Source organism: Paenibacillus hamazuiensis (assembly GCF_023276405.1).
In the GTDB taxonomy this organism is placed as follows: domain Bacteria; phylum Bacillota; class Bacilli; order Paenibacillales; family NBRC-103111; genus Paenibacillus_AF; species Paenibacillus_AF hamazuiensis.
Window position 1 is genome coordinate 1,499,671 of the sequence record NZ_JALRMO010000001.1, and the last position, 20,232, is coordinate 1,519,902.

Consider the following 20,232-nt stretch of genomic DNA (forward strand, 5'->3'; position numbering starts at 1 on the left):
AAGTGTTAAAATCTAGTATGCTCGAAAATAGTTGCTTTAAAACGCGCGGGTTCATGGTATGATGGGGAAAACGCAACTTGAGAGGCAACCGAAAGGAAGGACGGACGGATGAAGCGAAAACCTGCGGTTTACACGCTGCTCCTGCTGACATGCATGTTGGCCTCGGGCTGCTGGTATGGGACGAAACCTCAGGAAATCAAGCAGACGATCGGGACCGAGGTCAAACAGGCGGTCGACGAAGCCGGAGATTTGGTCGTGGCTTCGGATGACACCGTTTACAGCGTGGACAGCAAGACGCAGCAGATGAAACCGATACTGCGCACCGCGCAGCCGATCAGCCATATGGGTTACACGAACGACCATCTGCTCGTGACCGTGTACAATCCCAAGGATGCGCAGGCGTTCAAAGGATTTTATTTGCGGGACAAAGACTCAAATAGCTTTTCACAGATCGCCACCCCGCAGATGTCGCCGAAATTTTGCTACATTTACGGTGATCTCGCCTTCTTCGTCTCCGCGGATAAAACGCCGCAAAAAGGCGGCGATTACACCAAGGTGGGCATTTATCAGCTCGCCTCGCATAAATGGGTCAAGGAGTGGCTCGTTCCCGGAGGCATAGAGGATATGGAAGGCCGGGGAAAGGACGTATACTTCGTGACGGACAACGACCACGATACGAGCTCCAATTTGTACAAGGCGGACCTGACCACGGGCGATTGGGGAAAAATGATTCAGGAAGCGCGGAGGTATCCGCTTGACGAAGTGGCTGTCGACACGAACGGCGATGTTTATATGATGATTGCGCAGCGCACCAAGTCCGAATGGTCCAATAAGGTGTACCGCTTCAATCCGCAGCAAACGCCTTATGATCTGTTCAGCAATTTCATTTCGAATACGAAGCCGTTTTCCTACAGCATGGCCGCCATGAACGGCAAAGGACTGATCCTGCGCAACGATCTGACCGCCACGAATGATATCGAGAAGCCGATCGCCCTTCTTGACTTGAGCACACGAAAACAAGTATTTTTAGAATGGGACCATCGGCCGGTTTCAGTCGATCGAACGGCGGACGAGTTTGCGATTTTGGCGGACGACGGCGCGATCGAGTTTGTGAAGCCGGATTTGGCGGAGCCCGGCGCCCGCGAAGTGCGAATCGAAGGACTCGCTTCCGGGAAATTCATCTGTGTGAAAAAGGACGGGACGTGATGGCAGCTTCTTGGCGGTTCATACATTCGGGAGCATGCTCTCCCGCGGAGAATATGGCGATCGACGAGGCGATTCTCGTCGCGGTCAGCGAAGGCAGGGCGCTGCCGACCGTACGCTTTTACGAATGGAATCCTCCGACATTATCTATCGGTTATTTTCAAAAGGCGCTGGCTGAAATTGATTTTGACGCGGTTCGCACGGAAGGCCTCGGCTTCGTTCGCCGTCCGACCGGCGGCAGGGCGGTGCTGCACGACAAGGAGCTCACGTACAGCATCATCGTGCCCGAACAGTACCCCGGCATTCCGAAAAGCGTCACCGAAGCGTACCGGGTGCTTAGCGAGGGGTTGCTTCTCGGTTTCAGGGGCCTTGGGCTCGATGCGCAGATGGTTCAGCTTGTTTCGGAGGAGGAGAAGCAAAAGTACGAGTCGCTCGGCTCGGCGGCCTGCTTCGATTCTCCTTCATGGTACGAGCTCGTCGTTGAGGGCCGCAAAATCGCCGGCAGCGCGCAAACGAGGCAAAAGGGCGTCGTCCTGCAGCACGGCTCGATATTGCTCGATATGGATACGGAGCAGTTGTTCAGGGTGCTGAAGTTTTCCAGCGATCGGCTGCGGGACAAGCTCAAGGAGCAGTTCACGAAGCGGGCGGTGGCGATCAACGAGCTGCTCGCACTGCAGCATAAACCTCCGGTTGGCCTTAAGGAAGTGGAAGAAGCATTTAGGGATGGAATTGCCCGGGGGATGAACATCACGCTGGAGAAGGGCGAGCTGTCGGACTACGAGAAGGAACTGGCCCGGCAGTTGGTGGAAGAGAAATACGATAACGAGGCATGGAACCTTCGGAGGTAGAGCTTTTGGTTCTCCCCGGAGGTTTTGTAAACGATAATTTATTTGCAGGGGCAATTTATCAATTGGCTGACCAATATGATTAAAGTGCAGTTGCCGCCGGAAAGCCGGGATGTCGAGCATTTGATTCTTGAGATCAAGGAGAAGGGAGTGTCTGTCATGGGGCTGCAAAAAAACTTGGAAGCGATCAAGCTTAGAGGAATTGAAGAAGGCATTGAAAGAGGTATCGAAAAGGGAATTGAAAAAGGAATCGAACAAGGAATTGAAAAAGGAATTGAAAAAGGCAGAGCATTAGAAAGAGAAAATGTAGTGAGAAATTTGATCGCCTTGGGGCTGGATAATGCAGCTATCGAGGCCGCGACAGGCGTCCCGGAAGAAAAGATCGAGCAATGCGTAAACAGCTTCACTGACGGATTTTCCACAACTACAATTAAGAGAGCCATCGTTTGCCGGAATGATCGGTAAACGATGGCCTTTTTTTGTTGTCCGGTTAGCGGTTTCCCACATTCAATCTATTGCGGACTTTATGTACGTCTTTCTGTCATCCGCTTCCGACCACTGAATTGCCTGTTCAAAAGCATCCTGAAGCCGCTTCGTAATCGGGCCGGGGACGCCGTCTTTGACCGGCTTGCCGTCGATTCGCACCACTGGGGTAATTTCCGCCGTTGTTCCGGTAATAAATGCCTCGTCGGCAAGACGCAGGTCCTGAACGGCGAACGGTTCTTCGAGCACCGGAATGCCGAACTCATGAGCCAGACGGAGCGTTACCATCCGAGTAATGCCGTGCAAAATCAGATGGTTGGCAGGGTGAGTGAGCAGCTTGCCTTCCCTCACGATGAAAAAGTTGGATGCGCTGCATTCGGTGACCGTTCCGCTGCGGTGAAGAATGACATCGTCCGCTCCTTGATCGAGCGCATGCTGCTTGGCGAGCACGTTGCCGAGCAGATTGAGCGTCTTCAGATCGCAGCGCAGCCAGCGAATGTCTTCCATCGTCACGGCGGCTATGCCCTGACGCATCGTTTGCAGAGGCCGCTTCACCTCATTGCAGTAAGCCATAAGAACCGGCTTCGCGCCGGCCGGAAACGGATGCACGCGCGGTGCCGCCCCTCTCGTAACCTGCATGTAAACCGTGCCTTCGGAGATATGATTCATGTCAATCAGCTTGTTTAAAATGCTATGTATCTCCTCTTTGGAAAAAGGCAGCTCGATGCGAATGCCTTCCGCGCTGCGAACGAGCCGTTCGAAATGAGCCTCCGCTTCGAACAACCTGCCGTTATAAACGCGGAACACCTCATATATGCCGTCCCCGAAATAATAACCCCGATCGTCGGGTGAAACGGCAACCTCATTTTTTGGCATAAACCGATTTTCGAAAAAGTACAATGGAATCACCTCGTGCTGTTTTGGGGAACATATGTTTGATATTTGTTTGATGCTGTGTTAATCTAAATCTAGCGTATCAGATGTGACCGGACGCGTCAAAGATCATTGGAATTTCGCGATCGATCATATTGGATTGGTACTTAAAGTGCAAAGTCAAGACCCGTAATACCCGAATTTATGGTCGTTTTTTGTCGATTTGTATTGATTTGGAAGGCGCAAAAAAGAGAGGATGCGGGAGAAAATAAAAGCTTTCGGGGGGACGTCTTGTCCTAATCTTAAAATTTCGTTAATCACCCATTAGAAACACAATATCTAGTGTTGTATAATGAAATTCGCATACCATATATTGTGATTTTCGTTATACATAATTTTAACCTATATATGGTTGTTTTTCGCTGTATTTCGACGATTTTGCGTCAAAATGTTCACTATTGTCGGGAGGGTGTTGCTGTTGGATACGGTACAATTGAAATTGGAAGGATTAAGCGAGAAAATTTTTCTCGATCGTTACGCGCTGAAGGATGCGGATACGAACAACACGAAAGTCGGTGACACCGTACTCGTGCTTACGAAGGATGATCCGAAGTTTCCGGCCAAGGAAGTGGGCGAAGTCATCAGCAGGCAAGGGCAGCAGGTGAAAATCAAGCTCCGCAGCGGAGAAACGGTCGATTCAACTATAGAAAAGCTGACCCTATCGGTCGAAAAAACGCCGGAGCAGCTTTGGAACCGTCTGGCGAAAGCGATGGCTTCCGTTGAAGCAACCCCCGAGAAACAGAAAGAGTGGACGGAAAAGTTTAATTATATATTGCATGACTGGAAGCTGGTTCCGGGCGGGCGCATTGCGGCCGGCGCCGATGCCAACGACGAGCTGACGCTGTTCAACTGCTATGTCATTCCGTCTCCGCACGACAGCCGCGGCGGCATTATTGCCACTTTGTCGGAAATGACGGAAATTATGGCACGCGGCGGCGGTGTAGGCATTAACCTGTCCTCGTTGCGTCCACGCCGCGCGATCGTCAAAGGAGTCAGCGGTTCGTCCAGCGGTGCGGTTTCCTGGGGCGGCCTGTTCAGCTACACGACCGGGTTGATCGAGCAGGGCGGCAGCCGCCGCGGCGCTCTCATGCTGATGATGAACGACTGGCATCCCGATGTCCTCGACTTCATTACGGTCAAGCAGACGATGGGGCAAATTACGAACGCCAACTTGTCCGTTTGCGTGAGCAACGGTTTTATGAAAGCCGTTAAGGAAGATTTGGAATGGGATCTCGTTTATCCGGATACGACCGACCCGGAATACAACGAGCTGTGGGACGGCGATCTCGATAAGTGGAAGAAGCTTGGCAAACCGGTGAAGCACTACCGTACCGTGAGAGCTCGCGACGTATGGCACACGATTATCGAATCCGCGTGGAAGTCGGCGGAGCCGGGCGTCGTGTTCATGGAATATTACAACCAGATGTCGAACAGCTGGTATTTCAATCCGATCATCTGCACGAATCCGTGCGGCGAGCAAGGGCTTCCCGCCTGGGGTGTCTGTAACTTGTCCGCGATCAATCTTTCCAAGTTTTACGATGCGGAGAAGCATGACGTGGCTTGGGAAGACCTCGGAAAAGTGGTGCGCTATTCGACCCGGTTTCTCGACAATGTCATTGACAAAACGCCTTATCACTTTGAGCAAAACCGCATCAACCAGCAAGGCGAGCGCCGCATAGGCCTCGGGTCCATGGGACTTGCCGAGCTGATGATCAAGCTGGAAATCCGTTACGGCAGCCCGGAGTCGTTGGAATTCCTCGACAAGCTGTACGGTTTTATGGCTAAAGAAGCATACCTCGCTTCCTCGGAAATCGCCGCGGAGAAAGGTTCGTTCAAACATTTCGACAAAGAGAAGTTTCTGCAAAGCGGCTTCATGAAAACGATGGTTGCCGAATTCCCGGAAGTCGGCGCAGCCATTCAGAAGCAAGGCATGCGCAACGTGACCGTCATCACCCAGGCGCCTACAGGCAGTACAGGGACGATGGTGGGAACGTCTACCGGTATTGAGCCGTATTTTGCGTTCGAATACTACCGTCAAAGCCGCCTCGGCTTCGACAAGCAGTATGTGCCGATTGCGCAGGAATGGAAAGATAAGCATCCTAACGAGGAATTGCCGCCGCAATTCGTCACGGCGATGGATTTGTCGGCGGAGGATCACATCCGCGTTCAGGCAGCCATTCAGAGGTGGGTCGACAGCTCCATTTCGAAAACGGCCAACTGTCCGGCAGACTTCACGGTGGAAGAGACGAAACGTCTGTATGAGCTTGCGTTCGACCTCGGCTGCAAAGGCGTAACGATTTACCGCGACGGCAGCCGCGACGTTCAAGTCTTGTCCACCGATAAGAAGGAAGACAAAACATCTGAAGCAGCTCCTGCAGCAGAAGCTGCTCCGGCTGCAAGCGACAAGGAGAAGGCCAGCATCACCAGCCTGTCCAGCACGCTTGCCGTGAATGTCGATGCCAAGACCGAGCAGGTGTTTGACAAGGAATACAAACGCCGTCCGCAAATTCTTCGCGGCGCCACATACAAGATCAATACACCGTTCGGCATGGCTTATATTACGATCAACGATATGAACAACTCGCCAAGCGAAATTTTCCTGAATGTCGGCAAAGCCGGTTCGGACGTCTTCGCTATGGCGGAAGCGCTCGGACGCGTTTGCTCGTTGTTCCTGCGTTACGGCGACCACGGCAACAAAGTGAAGCTGCTGATCAAGCACCTGAAGGGCATCGGCGGATCCGGCGCCATCGGCTTCGGAGCGAACCGCGTAGAATCGATCGCAGACGCCGTCGCCAAAGCGCTTGAGATGCACGAGGAATCCCGCGTCGACGACGGCGGCGCCAGCCCGTACGTCACCGCAACGCGAGAAGTGATCGCCGAAACGCCGACGATCAACTACGCCGTCACCAAGAGCGCGGCGACCTCCCTCGACCTGTGCCCGTCCTGCGGCTCCGCGTCCCTCATCAACTCCGAGGGCTGCAAAAATTGCAGCAACTGCGGATACAGCCGTTGCAGTTAAGATGAAAGAAAGGCTCCCTTAGGGGGCCTTTTTTTGCTCTTCTCATAGAAGATGGAAAAACTCCAAATCCCTATTGCGGGCAAAGCACGCTTTGCCCTCTTATTTAGGCATCTTTACTATACGCTTACGACGAGTCAGATTGACCAAGCCCTTCGAAATGCTGACCTTAAGCATTCCGATTGGATGGATCTTATCCAATTCATGAAGTTTGACGAACCGGCTCCTGCCGCGGCTGATCCGCAGCAAGTGGACTGTGATAACTAAGAAGCTCTTATAATTGCTTTCCATGAGGGATTTTTGACCGATATTGTTTCCTATCAAGAAAAGGGGGCGCAGCTTATTCAAAGCTACCGTGCTGCCGGTTATGATTTTCTCCAGTAATAAAGTTATTTAAAATGGTCGCAAATAATGCAGTAAACCCGGCCTATGATGCGGGCCGGGTTAGAAATAAAGTTGTTTAAAATCATTAAACTAACGTACCCGTCTAGCTTAACAATTCGAGGTTCGCCCCCTTGTACGAATGAATCGTTGAACGTATCGCTGCCAGCGATGTGCCCTAACATGTTTGTCTAATAAAATAATAGATTCAAGAGTTATCCGAATTGATAAAAAACCCTGCATTCCCCTTAACCCACTCAGCGAAAGTATACGGTTTGTGTCCTGTTACTTCCTCAACTGTCGACAAAACCGTATAAGCAGATTTAGGCGGATTAAGGTGCCAACTAATCACGTAATCTATTGCATCCTCCTGAACACCCATTTTCCTCATCTGTTCACGTTCTTCTTCTTCAGAGCTTTCGATAAATCGAATATCATGTCCAATAACCTCACTGATTATCCGAACTTTATCTTGAACCGACAAACTCTCAGGCCCTGTTAATGTGTAAATTTTACCTGCATGACCTTCCTCAGTTAGTGCAACCGCTGCGACTCTTCCAATATCGGCTTCATGAACAGAAGCAATTCGTGATCCTCCAAACAGATCTCGAACAACCCCCTCAGAGCGTATAGAGTTCGCCCATTTCCGTGCATTTGCCATAAATTCAAAGGCTTGAAGTTGAGTCCACTCCAGACCACTAACCTCAACTGCCTTCTCAAAAGGGCCTTTCTCTCCGTTCCATAATACGGTAACTCTGCGCACCCCAGCCTTCTCAGCAAGTTCAACGATTTCGGGTCCCGTTTGTAACGGGGTATATTCGGCGCCTGTTGTAATCAAATGCATGCCGCTTATGCCATTCAACGCAGAAGCTAGCGTACTCGGAACACTTAAATCTCCCGCAACAACCTCTACATCTTTAGGAAGATTGGCTTGCAGCGGATTACGTGTCAATGCACGTACCTTTTTCCCCATTTGAAGAAGCTGGTCCACGACGTGTCGCCCTACGGTTCCCGTTGCCCCTGCAACTAATATAGTCATTCATTTTCCTCCTCGCGTTTTTGTGCCAGCAGATTGATTTTCTCAGCCAAATTGAACTTTGCTTCGGTTAAAGCAGCTATTTGTTGGTTGATCTCATGCATTTTCGACTGATACATAAGCATTAATTCTTCACAATAGACGTCTTTATCTTTATGCTCCTGCTCAGGAAATCTACAGAAGATAATGTCTCGAATTTGGTCAGTTGTCAGCCCTAAACCTAAATAAAGTTGAATTGCGTTTATGGATTCGATTACCTTTTCGTCATATTCCCTGTAATTATTTTCTTGGCGAGATGCTTTGATCAATCCTTTCTCCTCATAATAACGAATCGAACGGGCACTAACGCCAGTTATTTTTCTTACCTTTCCTATCTTCAAAACGATCACCTCATCGATTGGGAACGTTAGCTTTATTATAAAGCTTCACATTAGTGTAAAGGTCAAGAAAAAAGATTAAATAAAAAAAGGCCCCTAAGGGGATGGCAATTAGTCTAGTCATAACTCGCAGGATGTTGTTCGGTAGCGTAACCGTTAGTTTAACGGCGCCGAACGTTTTAAACAACTTTATTATCAAAATTAAACACTTTATTATTAATTCAACAACTTTAATATCAGACAACATATGAAGGGAAAACGACACTTCTTTTCTTTTTTTATTTTATAGAAGAAGTCTCACTATTCTTTTTTTTCAATTGAGTTACTTTTGGTATAGAAAACGGTTAGGAATGGAGCTTGTGAGCAACTATTGGGCTAGATCTGAGGGTTAAAAACATTTTAAACAGCAATATGAAATTTGTGGTAAAATTTTTACTGAATTCAATTCATTGAGGTGAAAAATGCAGAATGTTACTGCTCCAAATGTAGATGTACTGGATAATCCTGATCATATGATGAAAAAGGCACTCCTGTTTATCCCTGGCTTATATTTGGTATTAATTTCTTCAGCGCTCCTTACAATTGGGATTGGTATTGCAGTACTTTGGGTCATTGAATATTTAGCCCCACCAGTCATTTCAGCCATTATGTTATATTTTGCTTTTGCCGTTGGGATTGGAATCATCTTCGGAGTAATAGCGGTTATACACGGTTTATGGCGTTCAATATGGCGGCCGTCATCAATTGAACCGGCTATTAGAATAGATATTGAAAACGAACCGGCATTATTTGATTTTATCAAGGGCATTTTCATGCGCATGCAATGCGATCCTCCCGAACATGTTGTTCTTCAAGCAGATTCTTCATTTTATGTAACGGATTCGGAGCTTACTGTAATAAATGGAAAAGTAAAAGGGCGTATACTTGCTATAAGCTACCCTTTACTTAATCATTTGACGTTAAACGAACTGCGCTCCATTATTGCACATGAAGCCGCCCATTATACAGGGTGGGATGTGGAATACAGTAGACGTGTCTATCCCGTATATGTAGGAATTCAAACTGTTTTATCTCATAGCGGGAAAACAAATTTTCATACCAATTCTGATTTTGGTCCGTTAACATCTATTCCATCAATACTTCCGCGTTACGCTTTACGAACGTATCTTAAATGGTTTGATTCTTACAACAAAAAGATTTCCAAAGCCAGAGAGCAAAGAGCAGACCTATTGGCAACAATTTATTGTGGATCAGGAAGCTATTCCTCTGCCTTGAAAAAGACAGTAAGCATTGGCAGAGTTTTTGAACAAATAGCCCAGAACCAACTTCGTGGGCAATATCGTAATGGGCAAGGAATGATTGACTACTACCGAGTGTTTGATGATGAGTTGCAGAACTATCAGGGATTGGTTACACAAACGCTTGAGTTTGCTCTCAATCAAATACCGACCCCTAAAGATACGCATCCGACATTAAATAAGCGTTTGTCATATGTGCCTGTTATTAATGAAAAGTACCAAGAGCATCAACTTTCGAAATGCTTATTGAAGGACCAAAGATATGGGGTTCAACTCACGGAAGCATATATTTCATACCTAAATACCGGTAGGATCCAATGAAGGCGGACTGTCGGCATGACCTAACAACACCTTATTCACGCTGCGGCTCCTGACAGAGCTTTAGTCTGCACGAGGCATTTCGTGGGGAGTGGATTCAGGCAGAACAACTTCTGCGAACCTAACCGAGTTGCGGCCGGCAGCTAAAGCTGCCTCAAGGTTCTCGGGTTCGTGAAGTACAAGAACGTTAGCTGAAATACCTGGGAATAGAAATATAAAAAGCTAAAAGGAATGACTTTATGACATTGCCGTTAGTTCCATTGAATATCCCTAATGGATGGATAATCAATAAAAATATATTTACTGAAGTATGCCCGGAGAGGTTTCATAACGACGATTATGAAGACCGATGGGAATTCAACGAAGATATATTACAAATAGTAAATACCTCTCAAAGAAGAATAATAGACTTAGGTTGGTATCCAGAGTTTAATCTGGATGGTCAATACTGCCTCAAAGTCGTTGAATGGACTAATAATTGGGAAGAACAAACTGAGTACTGGATTCAACCAATAATGAAGTATTACTCAAGAGATATTAAGGAAATTAAAAATAAAATAGAAGATCTAATAATGAAAATAACTGAAGGACGATTATAAATCGAGATAAAGTAATTGAAACAATCTCGTTAGATATTTCGTGTATTTTTATGCAAACACGTCGAAATAGTACCGAAAATTATTCTAACGATTTCTGCAACAAACGGCCATTTTCGCCGCGAGGCAATTCAAATTCTAATCAAATATGGAACAACCCAAATGGAGCGGCGCGGGTTTGCGGGCTCCATTTTCTAAATAATTATGGAATATCACATTTCTCTTTCTTTTTTTTGTGAAATTTCAGAATTAATTAGAATTGTTTTTCCCTTTCGGTATAGCCTCTCATGCGGACAGACTGAACGTCAAAAGCAGGACAACTCTCTCTTCTCATCCGGTGCAGCATTTGATAAGCTGTGACGTAATTGAGTACGGTTGCGGCCGCCGCTGCGGGGTAAAGTTCATCGGCTTTGGCGCACACTAAGCGGAATACCCTCCGGTACTGTTATAAAATACGGCCACCCGGTCTCCCTGACGAAACTGCCCCATGTTTTCACCGGACTCATCCTCGACACCAACCACATCGTATCCCGGCGTAAATGGTGGTGCCGGCGGGTTCGGGTATTTGCCCTCCCGGCGCATAATATCCGTGAGCGCAACCCTCGCTGTCAGCACGCGAACGCGAACCTCGTCTGGCTCCGGACGGCGCAGCGGCTCCTCGACCATGCACATCGTATCCGTTCCGCCGTATTCCTTTAGAATCATTTGTGTATTCATCATTTGATATCTCTTCTTGGTAATAGGTGATGCCCAGTATTGTAAGGATTAGAGTTAACTCTAAGTCAATATTGTTTGCAGAACAAGTTACTTTTGAAGTCCGACGGAGGCACCCACTCCGTCTCTTTAAAAGTATTTTTTTGAAAATTGTTCCGCGTGTTGTCTCCAACACAATACCATCCTGCATAATGACTGAATTACAGCTTATCGATCGAACCAAAATCTGTTTAAGTTCTTTTAAGATAACGGATAATTTCTTGTGGTTACGCGAAATGGCAGCTACCCTAAAGCCGTTGCCCCCAAATTTTATGTGCCTCTTTTTGTGCAAGTCATTCATAAAAGTGCCTATCGGAGGGCTTCTGGGAGCGTAACTGTTAATAAAGAGGAAGTCGTCGAGAGGGTCTCATTACTATTAATACGAGGATATCAATCTCCGAACTAACAATACGCTATCTGAGAACAATAGCTCATTCAAAATACAGCGGCAGCCGGTCATAACAACATACGAATCGGATGAAATTATGGGGACATTCAATAGCCTCATGCCCATCTGCTGCATGGCGGGCTCAAACTCACCTTGACGATCACGGGGAATTTCAAGCTGAACGTCGCCATATTCAGATGCAACGATGTTCCTGCTATGCCGGTTCCGAGAATTCAAAATCTTCTTGTTCTTTACTTCATGCTTTTCGTAGCCCAAATGATCATCCATCTCGGCCTCTAGCATTTCCTGCAGGGTATTCGCAAATAGTTCCTTAAGTGTATTTTGGCTGTCTGTGATAGACATTACTGGCGAGGCCAGCGTCGATGTGTTCGATGATTACGTGAAGAAATTCAAAGAAAACGGCGGAGATGAACTGGAAAAGTCAGTAAACGATACGTACAACAAATGTGTGGTGTCAGTCGGGCAGTCCGTTTGAAAGCGGTTTCAGGTAAATAACAAAAATCGTACAGAAAGACCTAAAGATTCTTAAGGCTTGGAATGGAGGGACCGCAGTACAGTGTAAGCATCAAGTATATGATTCTCTAAGGAGGAAATTGATGTAATGAGGAGAGTCGGTTTGTTTGTTGTGTCCATGGTGGTACTGCTCGTCATGATGCTGACCAATATCGCCTATGCGGATGTATCATCCTCATATCTTAACCCGCTGATGAAAGGAGCCGACCCTACCATTGAACGGCAAGACGATGGATATTACTACTCGGCGGCAGGCGATGGCAATGTTGTATTGAAACGGCATGAAACCATTCTTGGCGTTTCCACCGCGAAGAGTAAAGAAGTATGGAAGTTACCCGATAATCTGGAATTTATATGGGGGCCCGATGCGCACAGGATCGATGGCAAATGGTACATCTATTTCGCTTCCGGTCCGAAGGTTAGTGATAAAGCGGGGCGTTTTGCTTATGGCCACCCCAGCTCTTATGTTCTGGAGAACAGCTCGCCCGATCCATTTGAAGGGACCTGGGAACTGAAGGGAACATATGATAATGGAGACGGACTTACACCCCAACAAGGTTTGCTGAATACGCAAAGCTATGGACTGCCTACCGGCTTTGTCACCATCAAAGGGCAGAGATACCTTACCTACACCAAATATTTCTACTATACAGATCCCAAAACGGGAAACGAGACATTTGATGAATGCCCCACGATTGTCAAAATGAAAAACCCGTGGACATTGGAAGGCGAAGAGATTACGTTAGCCAGGCCGACCTACGACTGGGAGAAGTATGTTGATAATGTGAATGAAGGCGCAGCCGTGGTGGAGCGAAACGGAAAAGTTTATTTTGCCTATTCCGCCAGCAGCTACACGAGTGATAACTATGCTGTCGGCCTGTCCTGGGCCGATTTGACCCAAAGTGTGGAGAATGAAGCGGCATGGAATAAACATCCCGAACCGATCATGAAACGTTCGGATGAAAACAGTTCTTATTCGACAGGCTCACCGTTATTCCTGAAATCCGAAGACGGCACAGAGGACTGGATTACATACCATGGCATACCGACCCATAGTCAAGGCGGCAAGAACAGGGAGGTTCGCGCTCAGCGGATCAATTGGACCGACAATGACTTTATCAATCTGGGCATCCCGTCCAATCCCGGCACCGTGCTTAGCCGCCCCTCCGGGGAAGAGAAGAGCGAAGTCTATGAAGCGGAAGACGCGCAATTATCAGGGGCCGCAAGAGCTACCATGAACAGCATCTATGCCTCGTCCGGCCGATATGTCCGGTTCAGCAACGGCAATGACAGCGACTATGTAGAGTTTACAGTCAACACGAATGCAGGGGGGATTTACTCGCTGGACTTCCGTTACAACAACAATACGACAGAACCGGTCACCATGACACTGGGCGTGAATCAGGAGGCTCCTGCCGCGCTTGTATTTCCGTCTAATGCCGGATCGGAGAACAAGCTGAACTTCGACATAAAAACCGTTCACAACGTCCGGCTGAACGACGGCAGCAACATCGTACGTCTTTCCGGCAAAAGTGCTTTGGGGCTGGATGCTATCATTGTCAAGAAAAGCGTATTGTATGAAGCGGAGGGCGCAGAGTTGTCCGGCGGAACGGGAATTGCTCAAAATCATGCGGGATATAGCGGTTCAGGCTTTGTCAGAGGGTTCACGAAGCCGAACGCGGCGATCAGCTTTAAAGTAAACGCTCCTCACGCGGGCAGCTATTCGGTCAAGCTGGCTTATGGAGCTGGAACTGGGAAAGATCGAACCTTGACCATGTATGTGAATGGCACCAAGATCAAACAAGTCAATTTCTTCGGTCAGAAGGAATGGGACAAGTGGGCTGACAGATATGACAATGTATTCCTGAAGGGAGGAAGCAATGTCATCACCTATAAGCGTGACGGGGGCGATCCGGCGAATGTCAATCTGGATTATATCTCCGTTACCGAAGCGGCGACCTGGACGTATGAGGCGGAATCCGCCAAAACGACAGGTGGAGCGGATGCCAGGGTCGTTCAGGCTCAGCATGGAAATACGGGAATCGGTTATGTGAGCGGTCTGTCCCAATTGAACTCATCCGTGGAATTCTCTGTGGATATCGAGTATGCGGCTTCCTACGATCTCAAGCTGCGGTACGCCACAGAGCAGAGCGGCAAAACATTGTCGCTGGAGGTGAACGGCACGCCTGTACAGGACATGGTCCTTCCCTACTCCGGAGGTGCCAAGGTGTGGAAGGAACAGATTGTAACCGTTCCCCTGAACAAAGGGAAAAACAGCATCACCTATAAGAATGCAGCCGGAGATTCAGGTGTCATCCATATCGATCATATTCATCTGAATAAGCGCACGCCCTGGAAATATCAGGCGGAAGCAGCAACCCTCTTAGGTACGGTGGGTATCGGAAGAGACCGTCTATGGTTCGAAGGCAACGGTTATGTCGGATTATTCCAGAAAAAAGGGGATTCTATCGGGTTTGAAGTGAATGTCCCCTATACAGCGGCCTACACGTCAACCTTGCGCTATTCGGGTGTACAATCGTCGAATCGAACCATGACCATGTATGTGAACGGCAAACGGATCAAGCAAGTTTCCTTGCCGCCGACAGAGAATTGGGATACCTGGACGGACGCGACCGAGACGGTCAATCTGGAAGCCGGGAAGAATAGCATTGAATTCCGCCGTGAGGAAGGGGATACCGGACAGCTCAATATAGACAGCCTGATCCTGGATAAATTCAGCGGAGGCTTCATCAGCACGAAGGCCAGGGAACTTACCCCCGAGAAGATGGTGAAAATCCAGCCGAAGCATAGCGGCAAGGCGCTGAGTGTTGCCGGTGAGAAGTACAATCAAGGAGCAGCCGTTATTCAATATTCCAATGGCGAAACCAATAGTCAATTAGTGCGATTCCTGGATCTGGGAACAGGCTATTACCGGATCCTGGTTATGCGTGGCGCACGCTTCCTCGATATCAAGCCTGATTCAGATATTCAAGAGCTTATTCTAAATCATACCCTTGAAGATGCCCCCACTCCCTCCGATACGGAACAGTGGCGTCTGGAAAAGGATGGCGATTATTACAAAGTGATCAACAAAAGCAACGGAAAGGTGATTACGGTCAATGAAGCATCCAAAGGAAACAACGCTGTTCTGCGGTTGGCTGATGACGAGGGGAAAGACAGCCAACGGTTTAAGATTGAGCCGCGCAACCTTTATGACACTACATTCCACGCGGTGTCGGACATTACCGCTGTCCCGGCGGCAGTGCAGGCAGGACAGAAGCTGACTCTCTCTGGAACAGTCTCACCGGATTGGGCCACGCGCAAGAGCATCACCTGGAGCATCAAGGATGCCGGGCAAACAAGAGCTTCCCTGAATGGGAATGTGCTGTCCGCCACAAGAGCGGGAACAGTCATTGTCACCGCTACGATTGAAGAAGGAAGCGGGATCGGCGTGAACTACTCCAAGGACTTCACCATTACCGTCTCCAAGAAGGACGCGGATGTTAGTCCTGAAAAGGCCACCTATGATCTCCATGTTCCCGGGGATGTAAGCACTAGCATCATATGGAATGATGCCAAGTCTGTGACCGGGGTGTTATACGCAGCAACAGTATCAGGTGCCGTTTACAATGGCACTTTGGGAACGGATGGTTATACGGTCAGTGGAGATATGTTGACCATCAAGCGCGAGACTATGGCCGCACTGGGGGTGAAGAGCGGTGATAAGGCGGACTTCTCTATCCTATTTAATCTGGGGAATCCGGCTGTGCTCAGTGTCAATGTGGTGGACAGCGTTGCTTTGACCAGCCATAGCATCACAGCGGCAACCGAGGGAAACTGCACTGCCTGCGCCAATGTATCATCGGCGGTCAAGGATACGGCGATTACCGTACCAGCAGATAAGAAGTGCGAATTCGGCATAGGTGATGAGATTAAGATCGGGATCCCTGACGGCGTCCCGAACGGAATTCCAGCTTAGCTGAATGGCGGTGCTTCTACAGTTCGTATTGCGGGGGAATCTATTGGTTTCTCCAGGTGAACATGAACGCTATAGACAACAGGATGATATGATTCGAAGGAGGATTGCACATGATCAAAAAAAAATTCAGACATTATCTGCTTGCTCTCGCAGTGCTGCTGATGCTGCTGCAATGGAGCGGAGTGGCTGCGACGGCAGAGTCGACGCCAGCTAAGCCGGATTCGGCTTCTGTGCAGGGGGAAAAGAATGTGTCGGATTTCTACAATGTCATCATGCAGACAGGAGCCGATCCTTGGGTTTACAAGCACACGGACGGCTTTTATTACAACGCATTTGCCAACTCCAGCGGCATCATGATCCGCAGAGCGAAGACTATCAGCGGCATCGAAGCGGGCGAGAGGAGCCTGGCCTGGTCGCCGGTTAAGGGCACCATGTACAGCTCCAATGTGTGGGCGCCGGAAATGCATTATCTCAAGGATACCGACGGCAAATTCAAATGGTTTATTTACTTTGCGGCTGACAACGGAACCAACGCAAATCACCGCATGTACGTGCTGGAGAACGCCAGTGAAAATCCGTTGACCGGCACCTGGGTGTTCAAAGGGAAGATTGCCGATTCGACCGACCGTTGGGCGATCGACGGCACGGTGCTGACAGTAAATGAGAAGCACTATTTCATCTGGTCCGGTTGGGAAGAAACGGACGGAAGCTTCCAAAATTTATATATTGCGCAGATGAGCGATCCGCGAACCATCAGCTCGGAACGGGTATTGCTCTCGACGTCTGAATATGATTGGGAGTCATCCCCGGCCAGAATCAATGAAGGCCCCGAAGTCACGATCAAGGGCGACACGATCAATCTGATCTATTCCGCAAACGGAAGCTGGACAGACAGTTACTGCCTCGGGCTGATCACGGCCAAGATCGGCGACGATTTGATGAATCCCGGCTCGTGGGTGAAAAAAGACAAGCCGATCTTTTCCAGCGCCAATGGCGTTTACGGCCCGGGCCACCACAGCATCGTCACGTCCCCCGATGGCGCAGAGGACTGGATCATCTACCATGCCGCCCGCTGGCCGGGCTCGGGATGGACCCGCAAAGTCCACACGCAGAAATTCACCTGGAACGCAGACAATACGCCGAATCTGGGGGAGCCGGCCGATCCGAATACTCCGATAGCCAAGCCTTCGGGCGAGCCGCTGCGGAAGCGCTATGAAGCGGAAAACGCGCTGCTGGTGAAGGAGCCGGGCGGTGAAACTTCTCCCGCTGTCCGGTTGGAAAGCACTGCTTCCGGCGGGATGAAAATCGCCAATATCAAGAACGCCAAAGATTATGCCCAGTTTACCGTAAACGTGCCTGAGGCGGGATTTTATATGCTGTCCGTGCGCAATGCCAACGGCTCGCCCAATGCGGCTGATGCCTCCCATATTTTGTCGGTCAACGGAAGCTCTGGCGTCAGTTTGAACATTGTCTATTCCGGTCTGAATCGTTGGGGGCTCTCGACGGCGAAAGTTTATCTAAGGGAAGGCGACAATATTCTCCGCTTCTCGAAGGGGAACAACCTTGCCGAAATCGACAGCATGGATATATTTAAGCTGGATGCATCGGAAATGTTATTCGATGCCCCGGGGTACACGTTGGGGCTCGGTGAAAGCCGCAGTTTGCCTCTGTATACCGTAACACGAACTACCTATGCCCCTGTAGACACAGGAGCCATCTTCAGTTCTTCCGATACGAAGGTCGCCGTTATTGACGGAGGAAATAGGGTTAAGGCTGTAAGTGCGGGCAGTACCACCATCACCGCCACATATAACGGGAAAACGGCTACAGCCACGGTTACCGTTGCAGCGGAGCCTAAAGCGGTGCAGTCCGTTGCCATCGGCGGCTTGCCCCGCATCCTGACTATCGGGCAGACAAGCGGACCTTTGCAGGTAACGGCACGTTATAACAATTATGAGATGCAGAATGTGACAGCGGCTGCCCAGTATACCAGCAGCGATCCTGAGGTGGCCAGGGTGGAATCGGCTTCCGTGACCCAATCGGTGTATGCGGCTAAACCGGGCACAGCTCTTATTACAGCCGAATACAACGGCAAGAAAGCAGCGTTCAGCTTGACCGTTATTGCAGCTTCCGATGCGGTTCAGGTTGCTTCCGTAGTGAAGATTCCTTCCGGAGTGGCTCCTAGGCAGCCCAGCGTTGTTGATGTTGTCTACAACGGCCAGTCGAAGAAGGCAGAGGTTGTCAGCTGGGAGCCGGAGGGACTTGATTTCAGCTCCTTGGGCACTGTTCAGGTGCCTGTCACACTAAAGCTGGACGGCCGTGATTTTCCTTCCACCGTTGCCGTAAATGTTATTCCGGGATGGGGCCTCGATGAGATTGTGAATCAACTCCGCAGCAAGCTGGCGAATTTCTCCTATCCTTTGGGAGACGGGCTTGGCAACTATAGCCAATCCAAGTACGATGCGTTCGTGGCCGAAGTGAACAAGGCGGAAGAGATGGCTGTAAACGCCGATCTGAGTAAAGAGCAGTTTGACGAGGAGCTGGATAAGCTTGCTCAAGCGGAAGCAGCTTTGTTAGGTTCGCTGAACAGCATTCGGGATGGCGTAATCTATAACGCTTACCGGGATTTCTCCGGCGATACGGTTGGCAAGTACCCTTACGGCTTTATCACCGAGGATCTGACCAATGGCGCTACTGCCACGGTACAGGAGGAGGCCGGGAATAAATTTCTACGGCTGACCACAACCGCTACTTCGGGCAAGGCAAACCTGCTGCTGCCGTATGCTGGCGAGGTAAAGGCTGCGGCAGGTCAGCGTATCGTCATCGAATACCGCGCCAGGTTAAACACCAGCTTCCAATACGCCAATGGCGCCATGGTGCGAAATGACAGCGGCACTGGTAATTATTCCATGGTCACGGCTTTTGATACGGGTAAATTTATAGTCCAGAATGGGCCTTCCACTAAGGTCAAAGTCAGAGACTCTCAGTTAAATAAATGGTACAAAATCAAAATGGTGGCAAACTGGGACGCCAAGACGTATACCGTCTATATAGACGATGTAGAGGTGGCCACGGACTACAACTTCCGCCACACGGGCGGCGACAAGCTGACAGCCCAGCGGTTCGGCATCGATGGCTATGCCAACGCCTCCATCGACTTTGACGATTTCAAAGCGATGGTTATCGGAGGACCGAAGTCTGCGCCCGAGGGGCTCGAGACCACCAATGAAACAGCTGTTGGGGCTAAGGACGGACGCATCACCGGGGTCAACTCTCTCATGGAATGGTCCTCCGACAATGGGGGCACCTGGTTGAAGGTCGAAGGGGATACCATCGCCAATCTTTCTCCCGGGACTTATTGGGTTCGTTACTCTGAGACGGATACCCATAAAGCTAGTCCCCCTGTGGGTTTGACCATTGCAGTCTATACTCAGCATGTCATCGGGGTGAGCCTGAATCAGACCACCGCCCAACTGTATACGAATCATGGGGCTTCGACGGTCCAGCTTACCGCAAATGTAGAACCCGCTGACGCAGCCAACAAGACGGTGACCTGGGGCAGTTCCAATCCGGCAGTAGCTACCGTGGATGGAAATGGGCTTGTGACGGTGCATGCCGCAGGTACAGCTGTTATTACGGTAACCACGGAAGACGGCGGTTACAGCGATACATGTACAGTAACCGTAAGCTTGTACACGGATTCGGAAAATCCGGGGACTCGACCAGTCCATGTGACGGGTGTGAGCCTTAAGATGACCACCGCCCAACGATATACCAACCATGGGGCTTCGACTGTCCAGCTTAACGCCAATGTGGCACCCGCTAACGCAGCCAACAAGACGGTGACCTGGAGCAGTTCCAATCCGGCTGTAGCTACCGTGGATGGACATGGGCATGTAACCGTTCATGCCGCAGGTACAGCAGTTATTACTGTAACGACTAATGACGGCGGCTACACAGCTTCTTGTGTTGTTAGTGTGGGTGTATATCAAAAGGACAGCGGTAAAAGCGGCACAGATACCCAAGTTGGCGGCAGTAATCTCACTATCCCAACTACACCCTGAAGCTTCCATTACCCGGGAACAACTGATT

The 20,232-nt window shown here is 49.4% G+C and carries 12 protein-coding genes and 1 pseudogene; 8 read left to right on the forward strand and 5 right to left on the reverse strand.

Annotated features, from left to right (window positions below):
• Positions 1-108: 108 nt before the first annotated feature.
• The 3 genes from MYS68_RS06435 to MYS68_RS06445 all read left to right on the forward strand — a co-directional run bounded on the left by MYS68_RS06435 (position 109) and on the right by MYS68_RS06445 (position 2,513).
• The gene (locus tag MYS68_RS06435; protein WP_248925039.1) at positions 109-1,206 is read left to right on the forward strand and encodes a hypothetical protein; all 1,098 of its coding nucleotides are present in this window, start codon (positions 109-111) and stop codon (positions 1,204-1,206) included.
• Positions 1,206-2,051: a lipoate--protein ligase family protein gene (locus MYS68_RS06440; RefSeq protein WP_248925040.1), complete on the forward strand. Its 846-nt coding sequence runs from the start codon at positions 1,206-1,208 to the stop codon at positions 2,049-2,051. Before MYS68_RS06435 ends, MYS68_RS06440 begins: the two co-directional genes overlap by 1 nt.
• A 75-nt stretch (positions 2,052-2,126) precedes the next feature.
• Positions 2,127-2,513 (forward strand): RpnC/YadD family protein, encoded by a 387-nt coding sequence (locus MYS68_RS06445; RefSeq protein ID WP_248925041.1) that lies wholly within the window; start codon positions 2,127-2,129, stop codon positions 2,511-2,513.
• A gap of 42 nt (positions 2,514-2,555) precedes the next feature.
• Here MYS68_RS06445 and dat read toward each other — a convergent pair whose 3' ends face one another.
• Positions 2,556-3,431, reverse strand: a complete 876-nt coding sequence (gene dat, locus MYS68_RS06450; protein ID WP_248925042.1) for a D-amino-acid transaminase — start codon at positions 3,429-3,431, stop codon at positions 2,556-2,558.
• Between the two features lie 421 nt (positions 3,432-3,852).
• Here dat and MYS68_RS06455 point away from each other — a divergent pair, with 421 nt between their 5' ends.
• Positions 3,853-6,483, forward strand: coding sequence for an adenosylcobalamin-dependent ribonucleoside-diphosphate reductase (locus MYS68_RS06455; protein WP_420852096.1), 2,631 nt, complete (start codon positions 3,853-3,855; stop codon positions 6,481-6,483).
• Positions 6,484-7,069: 586 nt separating this feature from the next.
• Here MYS68_RS06455 and MYS68_RS06460 read toward each other — a convergent pair.
• Both MYS68_RS06460 and MYS68_RS06465 read right to left on the reverse strand, forming a co-directional pair.
• Positions 7,070-7,900, reverse strand: coding sequence for an NmrA family NAD(P)-binding protein (locus tag MYS68_RS06460; RefSeq protein WP_248925044.1), 831 nt, complete (start codon positions 7,898-7,900; stop codon positions 7,070-7,072).
• Complete coding sequence (locus tag MYS68_RS06465; protein ID WP_420852097.1) at positions 7,897-8,286, reverse strand: MerR family transcriptional regulator; 390 nt, start codon at positions 8,284-8,286, stop codon at positions 7,897-7,899. Before MYS68_RS06465 ends, MYS68_RS06460 begins: the two co-directional genes overlap by 4 nt.
• A gap of 449 nt (positions 8,287-8,735) precedes the next feature.
• Here MYS68_RS06465 and MYS68_RS06470 point away from each other — a divergent pair, with 449 nt between their 5' ends.
• Positions 8,736-9,893, forward strand: a complete 1,158-nt coding sequence (locus MYS68_RS06470; protein WP_248925046.1) for a M48 family metallopeptidase — start codon at positions 8,736-8,738, stop codon at positions 9,891-9,893.
• Between the two features lie 236 nt (positions 9,894-10,129).
• Positions 10,130-10,489, forward strand: a complete 360-nt coding sequence (locus tag MYS68_RS06475) for a hypothetical protein (RefSeq protein WP_248925047.1) — start codon at positions 10,130-10,132, stop codon at positions 10,487-10,489.
• Between the two features lie 417 nt (positions 10,490-10,906).
• Here MYS68_RS06475 and MYS68_RS06480 read toward each other — a convergent pair whose 3' ends face one another.
• Both MYS68_RS06480 and MYS68_RS39045 read right to left on the reverse strand, forming a co-directional pair.
• The gene (locus MYS68_RS06480; protein ID WP_248925048.1) at positions 10,907-11,206 is read right to left on the reverse strand and encodes an alcohol dehydrogenase catalytic domain-containing protein; all 300 of its coding nucleotides are present in this window, start codon (positions 11,204-11,206) and stop codon (positions 10,907-10,909) included.
• A 559-nt stretch (positions 11,207-11,765) separates the two neighbouring features.
• A pseudogene (locus MYS68_RS39045) lies at positions 11,766-11,990 on the reverse strand (transposase); the annotation flags it as partial.
• 259 nt (positions 11,991-12,249) lie between these two features.
• Here MYS68_RS39045 and MYS68_RS06490 point away from each other — a divergent pair.
• Together MYS68_RS06490 and MYS68_RS06495 are read left to right on the forward strand one after the other, a co-directional pair.
• Positions 12,250-16,140 carry a CBM35 domain-containing protein gene (locus tag MYS68_RS06490; RefSeq protein ID WP_248925049.1) on the forward strand — a complete coding sequence of 1,297 codons (3,891 nt, stop codon included), beginning with the start codon at positions 12,250-12,252 and terminating at the stop codon, positions 16,138-16,140.
• Between the two features lie 110 nt (positions 16,141-16,250).
• On the forward strand, positions 16,251-20,204 hold the full coding sequence (locus MYS68_RS06495; RefSeq protein ID WP_248925050.1) for a family 43 glycosylhydrolase: 3,954 nt from the start codon (positions 16,251-16,253) through the stop codon (positions 20,202-20,204).
• Positions 20,205-20,232: the final 28 nt, after the last annotated feature.